This is a genomic window from Rothia koreensis (assembly GCF_052232265.1).
GTDB lineage: Bacteria > Actinomycetota > Actinomycetes > Actinomycetales > Micrococcaceae > Rothia > Rothia koreensis.
Genome location: NZ_CP197643.1, coordinates 2,026,736 through 2,044,993, shown reverse-complemented (window position 1 = coordinate 2,044,993; position 18,258 = coordinate 2,026,736). Strand labels below are relative to the sequence as shown.

Below are 18,258 nucleotides of genomic sequence, written 5' to 3'. Positions count from 1 at the left end.
CAATTTCGCACGTGAGTGCCACCTCGTCACGGGTTCTGCACGAGGTTGCCACTTCGCGGCGGGGTCTGCACGGAACTGCCACTTCGAGCCGGGGGCCTGCACGAAACTGCCACCTCGCGCCGCCCCCACCCCCGCAGTCACCTCGCGATGGGGGAGCGCACGGAACTGCCACCTCGCGCGACGTCGTCGTTGGGGCCTGCCTCGACGGGCCCGGTGTCCTTCCAGTCCGCGAGCTGGCCCTCCCCAAAATCCGCTTAAGTTGTCAGTCGCCCTTCCTACGATTCGAATATATATTCGAAGAAGAGCTAGGAGGCGCTATGCCCAATACTCAGGTGATGACGACGACGGCCGGGCAACCCCTGCGCGTGGAGGTGGACGGACACCACTACAGGGTCGCGGCCGACCCGGTCCGCTGGTACGAGCGACGTGCCTGGTGGACCGAGGTCGACCGTGCCCCGAAGGATCAGTGCCCGTACCTGGTGGACCGGGAGGTGTGGCAGGTTCAGGTGACGGTTGATCTTCCGGCGGGGGCCAGGCGACGTCGGGGCGCTGTGCGGGATCGGGAACTGCGGACGCTTCATCTGGAGCGAGACCGCGCAACAGGGGGATGGGACGTGGTGGAGAACCTGTAGCCTGAAACGAAGTTTCCGTCACGTGAGGTGGTTGAGCAATGAAAATGGGGCGCGCATACGTCGAGAGTCTGTTCGAGCAGCAGACCGGTCTGTACACCTGGGTCGAAGTCTCGGGCAATCGCTATTATCTGCCGGAGGTCGGGCCGGCGAGCGTGGTGGACAGCAGCCTCTTCCGGGAGGGGGACGACGCCGCGAGGGCGAAGTTCTACTCGAATCTCGGAACCAGCGATTTGCCGCACGTGCGCTCCTCGACGGACGTCCTGCCGTTGGAGCCCGGAAAGATCCTCTGTGTGGGGCTGAATTACCACGATCACGCGGAAGAGGTCGGTGCCGAGCTTCCTCAGTACCCCACGATCTTCACCAAGTACTCGAACTCGCTCGTGGGGCCGGACGATCCCATCGCCATGCCGGCGGAATCGACCAAGATCGACTATGAGGCCGAGCTCTGCGTGGTGATCGGCAAGTCCGTGCGGCGCGCCAACGAGGAAGAAGCCCTGGATGCCATCGCCGGATACACCGTGTTCAACGACATCTCGGTCCGCGACTGGCAAGGGCGCACGAGCGAGTGGTTCCAGGGAAAGAACTGGGACCACAGCACGCCCCTCGGGCCGCACATCGTCGCCAAGGACCAGGTGGACCCCGTGAAGGGGCTCGCCATCGAATGCCTCGTGGACGGCGAGGTCATGCAGTCCGGGACCACGGCCAACATGATCTTCACCCCGGCCCAGATCGTCTCCTACCTCAGCACTTTCATGACCCTGGAACCCGGCGACGTGATCGCCTGCGGAACACCCGCCGGCGTGGGAATGTCCAAGAAGCCCCGCCGCTTCTGGCTCAAGGCCGGCCACAAGGTCACCGTCCGCATCGAGGGCATCGGGGAGATCACCAACGAGTGCGTCCCCGAAGCGGAAACCGTGGAGCACTTCGAGGGCAAGTCCTGGTGGGGTCCCGGGGTCGCGTCCGCGGCACGGGACGCCCACTAGGCAAACTCTTCGCGCGCATCCACCCGGCTGGGCCTCGCCCGGTTGTCTCTCGCCCGTCCGCGTTGACTTATTATTCGAATATATGTTCGATTAAGGCGTGAAGTTTCCGCACCTGGTCACCTACAGCGCCTACAGTGCGCACTACGGCGTCTCCGCACCCTCCGAGCTCGCCGACGTCGCCGTGGCGCACGGGGCAACCCACCTCGGGGTGACCGACCGGGACGGCTTCTACGGCGCCGTCAAACACGTCCGGGCCTGCATGGAACGCTCCATCGCCCCCGTGCTCGGTGTGGATCTCGCGCTTGCGGACCCCTCCGACCGGAAAATCATCGGACGGGTCGTCCTGCTCGCCGACGGCCACGACGCCGGCGCCGGGTACGGGGACCTCTGCCAGCTCATCACCCGGGCGCACCGGAGCAGAGAACGCGCCGAGCCCGCACGACTGGGGGACAGGCCCCGCATCACGGCCGCCGATCTCGGCCGAGCCGTCGCGATGGGCGAAGGCCACTTCACGGTCCTGCTCGGCCCGGAATCCGACTACGGAAGACTGGCGGCGGCCCGCAAATACCGCTCGGCCCGGGCCAGCTTGAAGGCATGGCGCAAACTCGTGGGGGAGAACCGTCTGCGGGTCAACCTCGTCAACCACCTGACCAAGCCGGGAGAGCGCCGGAGCATAGCCCACGCCGCACGCATGCTCGGCATCGCGGCAGATTGCGCGGTGGGCGCCGTCGTCAGCAACGCCGTGCGCTACGCCGCGGAGGACCAGGCCGTGACCGCGGACATCCTCGACGCCGCTCGCGGCCTCACCGCACTCGGGGAGGGCCCCCACCAGGTCAACGGGCAAGGATGGCTCAAATCCCCTCAGGACATGGGATCCATCGCAACAGAGATCGCACGGGCCGCGGACGCCGGCGTCACGGCCTCGGAACTCATCACCCTCACCGCGGAGCTCGCCCACAGGTGCTCCATCGACCCCGCCACGGACATGGGGTACGGGACACCCACCGTGCCCGAGGCACACCTGACCGGAGTCACGCGCGCCCCAGCGGCCGAACTCAGAGCCCGCTGCGAAGCCGCCCTCGAACGCGTATACGGCACGGAGGCAGACCGGACGGTTCACGGACCCGGCCTGGCCCGCCGCGACTGGGAGACACCTCGAGAGCGTCTCGACCGGGAACTGAACACCATCGAGAACCTCGGGTTCTGCGCCTACTTCCTGACCGTGGGTCACGTCTCCGGGCTCATCGAATCCCTGGGAATCCGCCACGCGGCACGCGGGTCCGGGGTGTCCTCCCTGGTCAACTACCTCTTGAACATCTCGGTGGTCGACCCCCTCGAATACGGGCTGGTTTTCGAGCGGTTCCTCTCGGACCAGCGATCCACCCTCCCGGACATCGACATCGACGTCGAATCTGCGCGACGCCACGAAATCTACCGGCTCGTCTTCGACCACTACGGCGACCACCGGGTCAGCCTCATGTCCATGCACAACGGCTACCGCGCCCGCGGAGCGGTCAGGGACGCCGCCCGGGCCATCGGCCTCACCCCGGAGCAGACGGACCGTATCGCCAAGACCATCTGGCGCGTCCCCGCCGGAGAGCTCCGCGAACTCCTCGAGATCAAACCCGAACTCGCCGAACTGCGTCGGGAAGCCCAGGAAGACCCCAAGGTCAACCTGCTCATCGACCTCACCGAAAGGCTCGACCGCCTACCGCGTCACCTGTCGATGCACCCGTGCGGCGTGATCCTCTCCAACGCCTCGCTGCTGCGGCGCACCCCGGTGCAGCCTTCCGGCATGGGGCTGCCCATGAGCCAGTTCGACAAGCACGACATGGATCCCATGGGCCTGCTCAAACTCGACATCCTCGGGGTCCGCATGCAGTCCTCGATGGCATACACGCTCCAGGAAATCGAACGTACCGAAGGCCACAAACCCGACCTCGAGAGCATCGACACCCGCGACAAGAAAACCTTCGACCTCATCCAGTCCACCCAGACCCTCGGATGCTTCCAGATCGAGTCCCCGGGACAGCGCGAACTCATCGGAAAAATGCAACCCTCCAGCGTGGGGGACCTCATCATCGATATTTCGCTCTTCCGGCCGGGCCCCATGCAATCCGACATGGTCCGGCCGTACCTCGAATCCCGCCACGGCTTCGCAACCCCCAACTACATTGCAGAAGACCTCGTGCCATATCTGGAGGAAACCTCCGGGGTCATGGTCTTCCACGAGCAGATCCTCAACGTCTTCAGCACCATGACAGGATGCGGCCTCGCGTCCTCGGACGAATTCCGCAGGAAACTAGGGGGCCCGGGCCAAGACGACGTCGAAGAATACTTTCGCCGCCACGCCACGCACAAAGGGTACTCACGCGAGGTCATCGACAAGACCTGGACGGCGCTCGCGGCCTTCGGATCCTTCGGTTTCTGCAAGGCACACGGCGCCGCCTTCGCGATCCCGACCTACCAGTCGGCCTGGCTCAAGACCCACTACCCGGCGCACTTCATGACGGGACTGCTCGAGCACGACCCCGGGATGTACCCACAGCGACTGATCCTGGCCGAGGCCAGGCGCCTGGGCATCGAGCTGCTGCCCCTGGACGTCAACAGATCCGGCCGGTACTACCGGGTGGAACGCATCGGGGGATCCGAACGTGTGACCGAGAGCGGCAGCGGTCGTGGCCGGGGCGACCGAACGGGGTATGACGCCCCGGTGGAGAAGTGGGGAATCCGGTTGCCACTCACCCAACTGTCCGGAATCAGCCGGGCCGAGATCGACAGGATCACGGCCCGGGCGCCCTATGTTTCGGTGGCCGACCTGAAGGCGCGCGCCCGACCCCACGCGCCGACGCTCGACCGGCTCGCGGCGGTCGGTGCCCTCGATACTGACGTCTTCCGCGGCGTCAGCCAGCAAGGGGGTGGGGCCGGCGTCGTCGTGGATTCCGAGGGCGGTTCACGTGACGACGTCGTTCCCGGGGCGCCCGACGCCGCCGACCGGCCCGGGGCGGTCGAGGCCGTGCCCGTGCAGCTCTCCCTGCCCCTGGGCGCCCACCTCGAAACCCCGTACGAAGCCAGGGACACCGGCGACGTGACATCGACCGTGCGCACCGAGCTGGACCTGCTGGCCCTGGACGTCTCCGCGCACCTGATGGTCGGATACCGCGAGAGGACCAGAACCTGGCCACTGACGCGAGCGGCCGACCTGATCAGAATGCGGAACAAATCCGACGTATGGGTCGCGGGCGTGCGGGTTTCGACCATGACCCCGCCCATGAAGAACGGCAAACGCGTGGTCTTCATCTCCCTCGACGACGGCACCGGGTGCGTGGACACCGCGTTCTTCGACGAAGCGCAGAAGCTCACGGGTCCGGACCTGTTCGGAACCCCGATGATGCTGATCCACGGAACCACTCGACGCACGGGCCCGCGCGGAATCTCGCTGACGGCGATTCAGGCGTGGGATCTGGCCGCGTTGGTCGAAGGGGAGACGCCGCTGCCCTTCCCGCCGTCGGCCCTCAAGGAACCGCGGGATTGGCCCAGGGCCGGCTGAACCGGAACCTCGGCGCGCCGGGCCCGGCCAATCGCTGACCGGTCAGTCCAGCGCCTGCAGATGCTCCGACGTGGGCGCCGTCGAGAATTCCTCGTACGCGGGGTGCCTGCGAATCCAGGTCCTGACGTAGGGGCAGACCGCAACGATCGTGAGTCCCTCGTCGATGCTCTCGTCCAGGGCCCGGCGGACCAGGGCAGAGGCGAGCCCCTGACCCGAGAACTTCTCGTCGACGAAGGTGTGCGGGAAAATCCGGGCCCGTTCTCCATCCCGCCCCGTATGATCCACGAACTGGGTGAACCCGGCGGCCCGACCGGAATCGTCCACGTGGATCTCGAAGGCATCCCGACCCTCCTGTCGGTCGCGGACCACCTGGGGATCATCCGATGTCGGCTGTGTCATGACTACTCCTTCTGTGTGTCCCTCGGCGACCGATCGCCGGTCAGCCGCGCTGTTTCAACCGTGTCTTCGGAATGGCAGGCGCGGGCAAAGGTGCGGGGGTGTTCGGCGGAAAATGTCCGAATTGCAACCGGGCCGCCTCCACAGAGGCATCGGCGGCATCGGGGGAGTCGGACGAGGTCCGCTCCTCTTCGGTCCCGAAACCCATTTCGCGCATGTACCGGTTGCGCCACTCGACGATCTCCTCGTGGCTGCGTCCCACGAAGTTCCACCACATCACGATCTGCTCGTTGAGCGGCTCGCCCCCGAGAAGCAGGGCGACCGCGGGATCGGCCCCCGCGCTGATCCTGATCGACCGGTGACCGGTCGGGACGAACCCGATGGCGTCCTCCGGCACGGGCACGCCATGGACGGATACAGCCCCGCCGACCTGGACCAGGCCGTGCTCATGCTCTTCGGGCACGGCAAGGTCGATGGTGGCGTGAGGATCGAGCCGGAGCTCGGCGCCCGTGAGGGCGATGGCCGTGCGGACGGGAGAGGTTTGCCCGAGCAAGGACCCCAGGAAAACCTCGGCCTCGTACCCTTCTCCCCGGATCGTTTCCGGACGATAGGACTCGAGCCCCGGTTCCGAGAAGCGGGCCGCGTCAGGGAGCGCGTACCAGAGCTGGAGCCCGTGCAAGGTCGTGGTCTCGGCGGAAGAGAACTCCGAGTGGGTGATGCCCCGTCCCGCGTTCATCAGGTTCACCTCGCCGGGCCTGACCGTGGCCCAGTGACCTGCGGAATCGAGATGATCAATGGCGCCGTCGAACAACCACGAGACCGTGGCCAGCCCAGTGTGAGGATGGCGGGCCACCGACATGCCGCCGGTGCGGGCGACGTCGTCCGGTCCGAAGGAGTCCACGAAGCACCAGGCACCAATCAGCGAACGGGCCCGCTGGGGCAGGGCTCGTCGAACAGTCATCGCCCGGGGTCCGCCCAGGGGAACCTCCCGGGGCTCGAGGAGTTCGACGACGCCGGCCTCGCAGCGTTCGACCGTCACGCCGTCGCGCAGACCGGAGGAGAACCGACCGCGGTCCGGGTTCGAGGCGCACACGGCCTCCTGGGGGTTCGCCTCGACATTGCTCACCGCTGTCTCACTCCCTCGCACGTCCCATCATGCCCTCGCCAGGGGGTTCGGCGAAGCGACCGATATGGACGATCGTGCACATCACAACCGTATCGGCAACCGGTTCATTCCGGCCGCTTGCGGAACCACGACTCCGGCAGGTGCACGGGTGCTTCTGGCGGCGTCGTCCGATCGCGGTAGAATCACCACGTTCCTCCCCACCGGCGAAGAACATCCCCGCATGGCACGCCCCAGGTACCGGCGTGCACCCAACGACTCGAGGAGTGAGTGTCCATGGCCGAGAACCCGGCCGAAAACCTGCAGATCACCGTCCACGGCGAGCCCCAGCAGGTGACCACGGGCACCACTGCCGCGGACCTGTTCGCCGACGATTCGACGATCGTGGTCGCCAGGATCAACGACGTCCTCAAGGATCTGAGCACCGAGGTGGCCGAGGGCGACGTCGTCGTGCCGGTCACCATCGACCAGCCGGAGGGGCTCGAGGTGCTGCGCCACTCGGCCGCTCACGTCATGGCCCAGGCGGTGCAGGCCATGCGTCCCGACGCGAAGCTCGGCATCGGTCCCTACATCACGGACGGTTTCTACTTCGACTTCGACGTCGAGGAGCCCTTCACGCCGGAGGACCTGAAGAAGCTCGAGAAGTCGATGATGAAGATCATCAAGTCGGGCCAAACCTTCCGGCGGCGCTCCGTGACCCAGGAGGAAGCCGTCGAGGAAATGAAGGACGAGCCGTACAAGCTCGAACTTCTCGGCCTCTCACAGGGCCCGGGCTCCGGTTCCGACGCCGCCGAAGGCGCATCCGTCGAGGTCGGCGAGGGCGAGATCACGATCTACGACAACGTGGACCGCAAGGGCGAGACGGTCTGGAAGGACCTCTGCCGCGGGCCGCACCTGCCGAACACGAAACTCATCGCCAACGGGTACGCCCTGACCCGTTCGGGCGGGGCCTACTGGCGCGGCTCCGAGAAGAACCCCATGCTGCAACGCATCTACGGGACCGCCTGGCCGACCAAGGAAGAGCTCACGGCGTACAAGGAGCGCATCGCCGAGGCCGAGCGGCGCGACCACCGGCGGCTGGGGGAGGAACTGGACCTGTTCTCCTTCCCGAAGACGATCGGTCCGGGTCTTCCCGTGTTCCACCCCAAGGGCGGGGTGATCAAGCGCGAGATGGAGAACTACGTCCGCGACCGTCACCTCGAGGAGGGCTTCCAGTACGTGGGGACGCCCCACATCACGAAGGAGGACCTGTTCTACACCTCCGGGCACCTTCCGTACTACGCCGAGGGCATGTTCCCCGCGATGGAGCTGGACAATGGCAACTATCGCCTCAAGGCCATGAACTGCCCGATGCACAACGAGATCTTCAAGGCCCGTGGGCGGTCCTACCGCGAACTGCCCCTGCGGTTCTTCGAGTTCGGAACGGTCTATCGCGATGAGAAGTCCGGTGTGCTCCAGGGGCTGACCCGCGTCCGGATGATCACCCAGGACGATTCCCACAGTTACGTGACCAAGGAGCAGGCCCCGGGCGAGGTCCGGCACCTGCTGAACTTCATGCTTTCCCTGCTCACCGACTTCGGCCTCACCGATTTCTACCTCGAGCTCTCGACCCGCGAGACCGAGGGGGACAAGAAGGACAAGTTCATCGGCACGGACGAGCAGTGGGACGAGGCCACGGCCGTCCTGGAGGACGTCGCCCGGGAGACCGGGCTCGAACTGGTCCCCGATCCGGGTGGAGCCGCTTTCTACGGCCCGAAGATCTCGGTCCAGGCCAAGGACGCGATCGGCCGCACCTGGCAGATGTCGACGGTCCAGTACGACTTCAACCAGCCCGCACGGTTCGGCCTCGAATACCAGGCCGCGGATGGCAGCCGCCAGGAACCGGTCATGATCCACTCGGCCAAGTTCGGTTCGATCGAGCGTTTCATGGGCGTTCTGACCGAGCATTACGCCGGTGCCTTCCCCGCGTGGCTCTCCCCGGTCCAGGTCATTGGGATCCCCGTCGCGGAGGCTTTCAACGACTACATGGCGGAGATCGCCGACAAGCTGCGGGCCCAGGGCATTCGGGTCGAGGTCGACTACGGAACGGACCGGTTCCCCAAGAAGATCCGCAACGCCTCGAAGGAGAAGGTTCCCTTCGTGCTCATCGCCGGCGGGGAGGACGCCGAGAACGGTGCCGTGTCCTTCCGATTCCGGGACGGCTCCCAGGACAACGGGGTCACGGTCGACGACGCCGTCGCACGCATCGTCGACCACGTTCGGAACCGGGTCAACACCGATCCGACCTCCCAAGCGGAGCCGGAGGCCGACGACGCCTAGACCGACGCGCTGAATTCGCCGCGTCCGATCTCCGAGGGCCGGGCGGGAACCCCACTGCGGGTCCCGCCCGGCCCTCGTCGTATCCAAGGCCCCGAGCGAGGGTTCTGCCCCGCAACGGAGGGCAGCCCCACGTGATTTGAACACCGTTCAAAATCTGGCTACGGTACTTGCATGCTCCTTCCGCACCACCGCCTCTCGCGCCCACGAACCACCCTCCGGACATGGGGCGCCGAACCAGCCCGCTATGTTGCCAAGGAGCGAGGCCGTGCGTGAGGTGCAGGGGCTGATTGCCCGGGATGCTCGCCACGTGTGGCATCCGTACGCACCCGCCGGCGAGGAGCAGCTCTACGCGGTCCGTTCCGCCGAGGGGGCACTGCTGAGGCTCGAAGACGCCGAGGGGCACGAACATACGGCGATCGACGCGATGGGCTCGTGGTGGGCCATGGTGCACGGGCACTCGCATCCGAAGCTGACCGGCGCCCTGCAACGACAGTCCGAGGTCATGCCCCATGTCATGTTCGGAGGCCTGACCCATGAACCGGCCGTCCGCCTGGCCGAGAACCTCGTCGCCAATTCTCCCGAAGGCCTGCAGCACGTCTTCTTCTCGGATTCCGGGTCGATCTCGGTGGAAATCGCGCTCAAAATGGTCATCCAGTACCAGGCGGCTTCGGGCCGACCCGAGCGCAATCGGATGCTGACGGTCCGCGGCGGGTACCACGGGGACACCTTCGCGACCATGAGCCTGTGCGACCCGGTCGACGGCATGCACCACGCCTTCAGCCCACTGGCCACACATCATTTCTTCGCCCCACGCCCGCCCAGCGGCCATTACGACGTCGACCACGCCACCTGGACCTGGGACGACCAAGCCCTGGAGGCGTGGGCCCCCGAATTCGGGGCGATCCTCGCCGAGAACACGGCAAGTATCGGTGGCGTCATCCTCGAACCGGTCCTCCAAGGGGCCGGCGGCATGCGCGTGTACGATCCGCGAGCCCTCGACGTCGCCCGGCGAGTCTGCGACGCCCACGACTGCCTGCTCGTTCTCGACGAGATCGCCACGGGATTCGGCCGAACCGGACGATGGACCGCCTCGGAATGGTCCGGAATCGCCCCGGACATCATGTGCCTCGGCAAGGCCCTCACCGGCGGGACCATGACCGGCGCCGCGACCCTCACGACCTCACGTGTCGCGCGTCGAGTATCCGCGGGAACGAACGGCATGCCTGCCGCCCTGCTGCACGGCCCGACCTTCATGGGCAACCCGTTGTTCTGCGCCGTCTCCCTGGCTTCCCTCGAACTGCTGACGGATCACGAAACAGGGTGGGCCAGCACCGTGCCCCGCCTGGAAAGAGCACTCGCCCACGGACTGGCACCGGCCGCGGACCTGGACTCGGTTTCCGACGTGAGAGTCCTCGGCGCCGTAGGAGTCATCGAGCTGAACCGAGACGTCGACGTCACCGCCGTGACACGGGCAGCGGTGCGACGCGGAGTCTGGATCAGACCCTTCCGGCGACTCGTCTACGTGATGCCGCCCTACATCACCACCGACGACCAAGCCCGGCAGATCTGTCACGGGCTCATCGAAGCGATCGGTGAGGTCCACGGATGAGCGCCGACTGGACCGCGTGGGCGGAAAATCGTCACCGCGTGCGAAACCGCCGTGCCCTCGTCCGAACGGCCGAACCTCCGCCTCCACCACGGGCGACGGCGTTGGCCATCGACTTCAGGACCAACGACTACCTGGGATTGGGGGCACGCGGTCTGCCGAGCCGTCGCACCTCGGCCCCCGCGGGCGCCGGATCCTCCCGCGTCGTCGCCGGAACGCACCCTGAGCACCGGACGCTCGAGGCAGAGCTTGCCCAGCTGGCCGGAGCCCAGGATGCCCTCGTGTTCTCCTCGGGATACCTCGCCAACCTGGGCATCATCGGCGCCCTCGACGCCCCGGGCACCACACTGCTCATGGACGACCACGTGCACGCGAGCCTCCGCGACGCGGCGCGAGCGGCATCCCACCACGAATTCTTCCCCCACCAGGACCTCGCCGAGCTGGCACACCGGCTCGAGCACACCGGCCGGGCACGCCCCGGGGGACGCATCGCCGTCATCGTCGAATCCGTGTACTCCGTGGTCGGAGATGCGACCGACCTGGATGCCCTCGCGCGACTCTGCGCGACCCACCACGCCCTGCTCGTGGTCGACGAGGCCCACAGTTTCGCGACCGTGCCACAAGGAACGCTCGCTCGCACGCACGACCTGTGGAACCACGAACGGGACGCGAGGGCACCGATAATCGTCACGGCCTCCCTGTCCAAAGCGCTCGCGGCACAGGGCGGCGTCATCCTCTTCGGTGGCCCGGCCCACCAAGCGGCGCTGTGGCGGGACCACGTGGTCAACACGGCCAGGCCCTTCATCTACGACACCGGGTTGTCCCCGCTGGTCGCCGAGGCGGCCCTCGAAGCCTGTACCGCCGCGCGCGGCGAGAACCTGGCCGCCGCGCTCGACGAACGACGTCGCCGCGCCCTGTCGATTCTTGGCCGGCGGCCCGCCGTGGAACGCGTCCTCGAGGGCGGAGCCGGCCCCATTCTGTCCTTGCGCATGCCGTCCCCGGGCTCGGCGCTCGCGGCGGCACGAGAACTGGACGAGGCCGGTATCCGGGTGGCGGTGTTCCGGCCTCCGAGCGTTCCGGACAATATCTCCCGGTTGCGACTCTCCGTCCACGCCGACCACCGACCCGACCAGCTCGTCCTCGCGCTCGAACAGGTTGCCTCCGCCGTCGAACGGGCCTGGGGCGCGGACTCGCTCGAACTGTTCTGGGGATGGCCCGAACCGTCCCGCCAAGTGGAGCTCGCGCGCTCGGCCGCCGACTTCTACGCCTGGCTCAGCAACGAGGTCAAGGAATCGCGCGGCGAAGAGAACCTCTTCGCGGACCTGCTCGCCGCAGGCATCGATCTCGAGAGGGTGGTCTCCCTGGGATACTTCCTGGTCATTGCGGGCCAGGAGACCACCAGAATGCTCATCAGCACCGCCCTGTATCGAGCCCTCGAAGATCGTTCCCTGTGGTCGGCCCTCGGGAACCCCCAATCCGGTCCGGGCACAGCCAACGAGCTCATTCGCCAGACCCTTCGAGCCAACTCATCGGTGCCCACCTGGAGGCGGCAATCGGCGGTCTCGGTCGACAACCCCGGCCTGCGTGCCGACCCCGGAGATCACCTGCTCCTCCGACTCTCCGGGGAAACCTTGCCGGATCACCGACTGGCCTTCGGCCACGGAATCCACCGGTGCCTCGGCGCGACACTGGCCGAGCAGGAAGCATCGCTCGTGGTCCACGACGTCGCCCGGAGCATGCCCGGACTGCGGCCCAGCGGAGCCCCGCCGTCGTGGCTCACCCTCCTGTCCTTCCAAGCACCACAACACGTCATCGTGGAGAACCCATGACCACACACTCCGACACCTGCGCCTCGACCTCCCTTCCACCGGGCCAGACCTGGGTGGTCACGGGCACCGACACGGACATCGGCAAGACATGGACCACGGCGGCGCTCGCGGGAGAAATCCTGCGGCGAACGGGGCGGGTCCACATCGACAAGCCCGTCCAAACGGGGTTGAAACCGGGGGAGCCGGGAGACGCCGACGAGTGCCTGGAACTGTTGGGGCATCCGGGCGGGGTGACCGGCTCGGAAGGCGTGCGGCTCGGTCCGGCCATGGCGCCACGAGACGCCCTGCGATACTCCGATGCACCGGCCACCGAGCTGCCGACACTCGGAACGCACGTGTCACGTTGGTCCGCGCACCTGACGACGTCGCGCTCGCTGGTCATCGAAGGATCCGGGGGAGTGACAGTGGCCCTGACCTCGGACGGCGAAACGACCGTCGACGCCGTCCGAGCACTGCGCGGACGCTCCGGCGGCGGGGTCTCGGTCGATCCTGGGGCGCATCTGGTGCTGGTGTGCCGCCCCGGGCTGGGAACTCAGAACCACACCGAATTGGCCCTGGAGCATCTGAGTCGTCGAGGCGTGCTCCCCACGTGCCTGGTGGTATCCGGCACTTCGGAGCGGCCGGACGACGTCGAGCGCGCCAACCTGGACTTCCTGGCAAGCCTCGCCGCAGAGCACCGGTCGAGACTGTTCACGATCCGGCGCGATTGCCTGTGTCTCCAGGAATTTCCACGCGAGGCTCGCCCGACCGGCACAGTCGATGGCTGAGGCTCACGAACGGGAACGTTCCTTGAGCCGGAGGATGAAGCGTTCGACGTTGTCGGACGTCCGTTCCTTGCGGTCCTCGATCGTGATGGTTTCCTCCATCTGACGGATGCCTTCGGGGCGTTTGCGGCTCACGGCGTAGTCCGCGCAGCCCAGATCCGAGCAGAGGTACGTGCCCAAGGAGGAATAGCGTTCCTTCTTCGTGGCGGGACGTTGGGCCGAGTACATCGAAACACCGGTGCCGCCGTGCAGTGTCAGGCAGAACTGGCACATTTGTGCCATCGGCTTGCCGCGGTGGGGCGTGCGGTGGAGGACCACGCCCTCGGGACCGTTCGCGGTCTCGGCGACCACATACCCCCGATGGGGACTCTTCGGGTCGATCCACCCCAGGAAGGCCTGCGATCCCCAGTCGGTCCGCGCAAGCTGTCCCGGGAGATGAATCCGCTGGGCCTCGCCCTGACTGCAATTGATGAAGCTGTGTCTGATCTCTGTTTCTGAGAGGGGGCGCATGGTTCCCAACCTATACCCCGGGCGGCGACGGTGAATGCGTCGATGTCATGAAGGCTCACTACGACCCGCCCACAGCCAGGGGAATCGACGGCCTAAGCTGGATGCATGACGGAGGAACCTGACTACTCGACCGACGACTTCGTGCTGCCCGGAGCCCCGGATGCTTTTCAACGCATGTGGACCCCGCACCGCAAGGCGTACGTCAGCGGGGGACAGCAGGACTACACGGAGAACTCCTGTCCCTTCTGCGCAGCCCCCGGTCGCTCGGACCAGGACTCGCTGATCGTCTACAGGGGCGAGCACGTCTTCGTGGTCCTGAACCTGTACCCGTACAACCCCGGTCACCTGCTGGTCTGCCCGTATCGGCACGTGTCCAATTTCGACGAGATCAACTCGGAGGAAACGGCCGAAATGTCCGCGTGCGTCCAGACCGCGATGCGGGTCCTCCGTCAGACGTCGAACGCCGCCGGTTTCAACATGGGGATGAACCAAGGGAAGGTCGGTGGCGCGGGTATCGCTGCTCACCTGCACGAACACGTGGTCCCGCGGTGGAACGGGGACACCAACTTCCTGCCGATCGTCGCCGGGACCAAAACCGTCACGCAGACACTCGATGAGATCCGCCATCTCGTAGCGGAGGCCTGGCCGTCAGACCTGGCGAATCCCAATGACGACCAATGATGCCTATTTCGCCCATTTGGGCTCGGGCGGCTGCCAGCGAGTCAATGCTTCAAGAAGAGGTTCAGGTTCAGATTCGATGACCAGAGAGTGGCGCAATTTCTCGCTGAGGAATCCCTCCTCGACCATGTGATCGAGAAGGTCCAGCAGGGGGTTCCAGAATCCGTTGACGTTGTAGAGCGCTACGGGTTTCGAGTGCAACCCCAGCTGTTGCCAGGTCCACGTCTCGAAGAGCTCCTCGAGCGTTCCGGCCCCTCCCGGAAGGGCCACGAAGGCGTCTCCGTCTTCGGCCATTGCATTCTTGCGCTGGTGCATGTCGTCGACGACGTCGAGCGAGCTGAGCCCGGGGTGGCCAATCTCGCCTTCAACTAAAGATTGAGGGATGACGCCACGCACGGTACCTCCGGCGTGCAGCGCGGAATCCGCGAGGACGCCCATGAGTCCGACCTTGCCGCCACCGTAGACGATGTCGATCCCGCGTTGGGCAATCGCTACGGCGAGCCGCCGGACAGCTTCCGAGTAGACGGCATCGCTTCCGACCGCCGAACCAGTGTAGGCCGTGATCGTGCGAACCTGACGCGGTGGCATGGGAGGCAAGGAGGGCAAGGGGGCTGGGTCATCGACGGTCATGGAACCCACCATAGTCCCGGATCGCTTCTTCGGACCTGCTGCGACACCCGCACCCTCGTCGCGTGGGCGGGCAACGTCCCGACGTGGTGACCGTGTCGAAGGGATCAGAACAGTGATGTCTGGACGGTGGTCGACCCATCGTCCTGGACGGCCATGCTTGCCCGGTTCTTCAGGCTCGCCGTATTGAGCAGGTAGTCGCCGGCTCCGGGATCCTGGACGAGGGCTGCGGTGAGGAACGGCCCGGTGCCGGAAGCGACACGGAACAGCTCCGGGCCTTCCCACGATGCGTGCGGATGCAACGGTCGATCGGAGGGACGTTCCAAGTGTTCGTAGGCATCGAGCATCGATTCCGCGGGAGACCAATCGTCGTGCGCCACCCGGAACCCGGGCTCTTCCAGCCGTTCCAGGTATCGTCTGGCGCCCTCGGCGGCTGCTGCGTGGAGATCGTCGATCTCCCGCGGGTCCTCAGGGCCGGACCAGGCCCTGACCTTGCTGGCTACCCGTTTGACCTGCGTCAGCCCCAGAGCCCGGGTGAGGTGGTCCTCGAGGTGACGCACGATCAGGCCGTCGTCGGCGAGGGCAACGTACGATGCCCGAGCGACCGCCTGCTGGTCCACCCTGGTGGTCTTCGACCTTTCGTGGGCCGTGCCCACCTTGGAGGTGCCGTCCGGAAAGGTCGCGACGTACAACCAGTGCGGGAGCTCGATGTAGGCCCGGGCCGCCTCGGTCAACTCGGCACCCTGGTGCGCCCGGTGAATGGGGCGGAACCGGTCCAGGTGCATGCACAGAGGGCATTGCTGACCTCGTGCCAGGCGGTTTGTGCGGGGGCACGGCACGGTGCGGAAGGAGGGCGGCCGGCGTCGTCGAGCTCGGCGTGGGCGAAGCCGCTGCACCAGAGCCCGCTTTCCGCGAAGGTTTCGTCGAGCAGGACGACTCCCAGGGCCATATTCGGAGTCACCCGGACGCGGACGACCTCCCCCGTCGGAGCGCCCCCGGCCATTGGCTCGACTTTGGCCACAGGTTGACGTTCGGGCCACGTGAGGTCCCGCCATACGAAAGGAGAGTCGGGGAAGGTGTCGACGGGTGACGAATTCATGAGCCCATCATGGCAAATATCGGTCGCGGCCAAGGGTTAGGATTGGTCCCATGCCAAGACCAGTCATCTTCGGACATGCCACCCGCCTGATCGGCCAAGGCATCCGGTACGCATCCAAATTCCGCGGGGGCGGGTCCGCTTTCCCCGGACTCTTCATGGAGAAGCTCGACCCCGGATTCGTGGAGCGGGAACTCTCGGCTCTGCCCCGCGGCGTCGTCGTGGTCTCCGGGACCAATGGGAAGACGACGACCACCAAAATGGCCGTTCAGCTCCTCGAATCCCAGGGTCTCAAGGTCTTCACCAACCGCACCGGATCGAATTTCGTGCGTGGTGTCGCGGCGGCCCTGCTGGGCGAAATGAATCTCAAGGGTGAGCTCGACGCGGACATTGCCGTGTTGGAGCTGGACGAGGCCCACGCCGTGCACTTCGTGAAAATGGTGCAGCCCAAGTACTCGCTCTTGCTGAACGTGATGCGTGACCAGCTGGACCGTTTCGGCGAAATCGACACGACACGCAAGATGCTCACCCAGCTGGCTCGCGCGACCACGGGAACGGTGGTTCTCAACCGGGAGGATCCGAGAATCCGCCGAATCTCCCAGGACGTCGAGGAAGGCACGGAGGTCGCCTACTACGGTCTGTCCGAGGGTCTTCGATCGCGATTCCCTTCGGACGACGAAATGCGTGACAACCGGACCCCCCAGCAGGCGGAGAACCTGCCGGAGGCTTCGGTCGCGCTGACTTCCTTCGAGGGAACCCGGACTCACCTGATGATCGGTGACCGGGAGGTCACGACCGATATCAACCTCTACGGCATCTACAACATCTACAACGCCGCGGGAGCCCTGGCGCTGACTCTCGAAATCATGGGGGAGGACGCCGACGAGGCCGCGCTGCTGGCCGAACTGTCCAAGGTCACCCCCGCCTTCGGGCGAGGGGAATCCGTCCGGATCGGGGACCGCAGCCTGCAACTGTTGCTCGTGAAGAACCCGGCGGGTTTTCGCCTATCCCTGGCCTCGGCCACGGGAGAGGACTACGCGACCATGATCACGATCAACGACGAATACGCCGACGGACGGGATGTCTCCTGGCTGTGGGACGTCGACTTCGAATCGTTGCAGCACGGCGGTGTGGACGTGGTCTCCGGGACGCGCGCCTACGACATGGCCCTGCGCCTCGATCACGACGATGTTTCCGTGCGTGCGGTCAACACGGACCTACCGAGCGCCCTGGACGAATTCGTCCGCGGATCGGGGGACAAACCCATGCGGGTATTCTGCACGTACACGTCCATGCTCGCCCTGCGCCGGGAGCTGGCCAAGACCACCGAGGTGGCTGATATCGGATGACCGAGAAGACCCTGAAGATCCTGCAGCTGTACCCGCGGGACATGAACATCTACGGAGACTGGGGCAACGTCCTGTCCCTCTCCAGGAGAGCACACGCCCACGGGCTGGCCACCGAAATCGTCGACTACAACCCGGGAGACATCTTCCCCGAGGACTTCGACATTCTCGTGGGCGGAGGGGGCCAGGATTCCGGGCAGACCGTGATCCAGGACGATCTCCACCGCATCGCACCCGTGCTGCGGTCGGCGGCCGAGTCCGGGGCACCGATGCTGGTCATCTGCGGTCTCTACCAGCTGTTCGGAAACCAGTTCACCACCGTCGGGGGCGAGGTGCTCCAAGGGATCGGGCTCTTCGATGCCCACACCGTGGGCAGTGAGGAACGCCTGATCGGGAACATCGTGATCGAGTCCGAGGAGTTCGGGACGGTCGTCGGTTACGAGAACCATTCGGGCCTGACCTACTTGGGCGACGGCGTCGAGCGCCTGGGCACCGTGACCAAGGGCGAGGGCAACAACCTCGACGACGACGGCGAGGGGGCCCGCGTGCACCACGTGATCGGCAGTTATCTGCACGGATCCCTGCTCCCCAAGAATCCCCGGATCTCCGACTATCTCGTACGCCACGCCGCCGAGCGGAAGTTCGGCTCTTTCGAGCCGGCGAAGATCGACGATTCCTTGGCGGATCGTGCCCGTGAGGTCGCGGCGTCCCGACCGCGCTGAAACCGTTCCGGCCCCGGTATGCCGGTGACGCCTCCGTGGATCGACACGGCGGCAACTGGTCGTTTGCTGGCGTCGTT

The 18,258-nt window shown here is 66.2% G+C and carries 16 protein-coding genes; 10 read left to right on the top strand and 6 right to left on the bottom strand.

What is annotated here, in order from left to right; translation table 11 throughout:
* The first annotated feature begins 317 nt into the window (after window positions 1-317).
* The 3 genes from ACTSLZ_RS09050 (at window position 318) to ACTSLZ_RS09040 (ending at window position 5,165) form a co-directional block, all read left to right on the top strand.
* On the top strand, window positions 318-632 hold the full coding sequence (locus ACTSLZ_RS09050; RefSeq protein ID WP_178979921.1) for a hypothetical protein: 315 nt from the start codon (window positions 318-320) through the stop codon (window positions 630-632).
* Window positions 633-676: 44 nt separating this feature from the next.
* Window positions 677-1,615: a fumarylacetoacetate hydrolase family protein gene (locus ACTSLZ_RS09045; protein ID WP_443094781.1), complete on the top strand. Its 939-nt coding sequence runs from the start codon at window positions 677-679 to the stop codon at window positions 1,613-1,615.
* Window positions 1,616-1,712: 97 nt separating this feature from the next.
* Complete coding sequence (locus tag ACTSLZ_RS09040; RefSeq protein ID WP_443094780.1) at window positions 1,713-5,165, top strand: DNA polymerase III subunit alpha; 3,453 nt, start codon at window positions 1,713-1,715, stop codon at window positions 5,163-5,165.
* 42 nt (window positions 5,166-5,207) lie between these two features.
* Here ACTSLZ_RS09040 and ACTSLZ_RS09035 read toward each other — a convergent pair whose 3' ends face one another.
* Together ACTSLZ_RS09035 and ACTSLZ_RS09030 are read right to left on the bottom strand one after the other, a co-directional pair.
* Window positions 5,208-5,564 (bottom strand): GNAT family N-acetyltransferase, encoded by a 357-nt coding sequence (locus ACTSLZ_RS09035; protein ID WP_443094779.1) that lies wholly within the window; start codon window positions 5,562-5,564, stop codon window positions 5,208-5,210.
* Window positions 5,565-5,604: 40 nt separating this feature from the next.
* Window positions 5,605-6,687, bottom strand: coding sequence for a pirin family protein (locus ACTSLZ_RS09030; protein ID WP_443094778.1), 1,083 nt, complete (start codon window positions 6,685-6,687; stop codon window positions 5,605-5,607).
* A 273-nt stretch (window positions 6,688-6,960) separates the two neighbouring features.
* Between ACTSLZ_RS09030 and thrS the strand changes: the two genes are divergently transcribed.
* From thrS to bioD, 4 genes are all read left to right on the top strand, one after another.
* On the top strand, window positions 6,961-9,003 hold the full coding sequence (gene thrS / locus ACTSLZ_RS09025) for a threonine--tRNA ligase (RefSeq protein ID WP_156265572.1): 2,043 nt from the start codon (window positions 6,961-6,963) through the stop codon (window positions 9,001-9,003).
* 265 nt (window positions 9,004-9,268) lie between these two features.
* Complete coding sequence (gene bioA / locus ACTSLZ_RS09020; RefSeq protein ID WP_443094777.1) at window positions 9,269-10,612, top strand: adenosylmethionine--8-amino-7-oxononanoate transaminase; 1,344 nt, start codon at window positions 9,269-9,271, stop codon at window positions 10,610-10,612.
* Window positions 10,609-12,438 (top strand): aminotransferase class I/II-fold pyridoxal phosphate-dependent enzyme, encoded by a 1,830-nt coding sequence (locus ACTSLZ_RS09015; RefSeq protein ID WP_443094776.1) that lies wholly within the window; start codon window positions 10,609-10,611, stop codon window positions 12,436-12,438. The genes bioA and ACTSLZ_RS09015 overlap by 4 nt, the downstream gene beginning before the upstream one ends.
* Window positions 12,435-13,205 carry an ATP-dependent dethiobiotin synthetase BioD gene (gene bioD / locus ACTSLZ_RS09010; protein WP_443094775.1) on the top strand — a complete coding sequence of 257 codons (771 nt, stop codon included), beginning with the start codon at window positions 12,435-12,437 and terminating at the stop codon, window positions 13,203-13,205. Before ACTSLZ_RS09015 ends, bioD begins: the two co-directional genes overlap by 4 nt.
* Before the next feature lie 3 nt (window positions 13,206-13,208).
* On the opposite strand, the gene ACTSLZ_RS09005 is transcribed toward bioD, so the two are convergent.
* Window positions 13,209-13,712 (bottom strand): FBP domain-containing protein, encoded by a 504-nt coding sequence (locus tag ACTSLZ_RS09005; protein WP_129315855.1) that lies wholly within the window; start codon window positions 13,710-13,712, stop codon window positions 13,209-13,211.
* 105 nt (window positions 13,713-13,817) lie between these two features.
* On the opposite strand from ACTSLZ_RS09005, the gene ACTSLZ_RS09000 reads away from it, so the two are divergent.
* Complete coding sequence (locus ACTSLZ_RS09000) at window positions 13,818-14,393, top strand: HIT family protein (protein WP_443094774.1); 576 nt, start codon at window positions 13,818-13,820, stop codon at window positions 14,391-14,393.
* Between the two features lie 3 nt (window positions 14,394-14,396).
* Here the strand turns inward: ACTSLZ_RS09000 and ACTSLZ_RS08995 are convergent, their stop codons facing one another.
* The 3 genes from ACTSLZ_RS08995 to ACTSLZ_RS08985 all read right to left on the bottom strand — a co-directional run bounded on the left by ACTSLZ_RS08995 (window position 14,397) and on the right by ACTSLZ_RS08985 (window position 16,116).
* Entirely contained in the window at window positions 14,397-15,020 is a 624-nt protein-coding gene (locus ACTSLZ_RS08995; RefSeq protein ID WP_238692406.1) for a TIGR00730 family Rossman fold protein, read from the bottom strand.
* A gap of 104 nt (window positions 15,021-15,124) precedes the next feature.
* Window positions 15,125-15,802 (bottom strand): hypothetical protein, encoded by a 678-nt coding sequence (locus ACTSLZ_RS08990; protein WP_443094773.1) that lies wholly within the window; start codon window positions 15,800-15,802, stop codon window positions 15,125-15,127.
* Window positions 15,748-16,116 carry a hypothetical protein gene (locus tag ACTSLZ_RS08985; RefSeq protein WP_443094772.1) on the bottom strand — a complete coding sequence of 123 codons (369 nt, stop codon included), beginning with the start codon at window positions 16,114-16,116 and terminating at the stop codon, window positions 15,748-15,750. Before ACTSLZ_RS08985 ends, ACTSLZ_RS08990 begins: the two co-directional genes overlap by 55 nt.
* Before the next feature lie 50 nt (window positions 16,117-16,166).
* Between ACTSLZ_RS08985 and ACTSLZ_RS08980 the strand changes: the two genes are divergently transcribed.
* A complete protein-coding gene (locus ACTSLZ_RS08980) occupies window positions 16,167-17,462 on the top strand; it encodes a Mur ligase family protein (RefSeq protein WP_178979911.1) in 1,296 nt (431 codons plus the stop codon).
* Window positions 17,459-18,181, top strand: a complete 723-nt coding sequence (locus ACTSLZ_RS08975) for a type 1 glutamine amidotransferase (protein ID WP_443094771.1) — start codon at window positions 17,459-17,461, stop codon at window positions 18,179-18,181. The genes ACTSLZ_RS08980 and ACTSLZ_RS08975 overlap by 4 nt, the downstream gene beginning before the upstream one ends.
* Window positions 18,182-18,258: the final 77 nt, after the last annotated feature.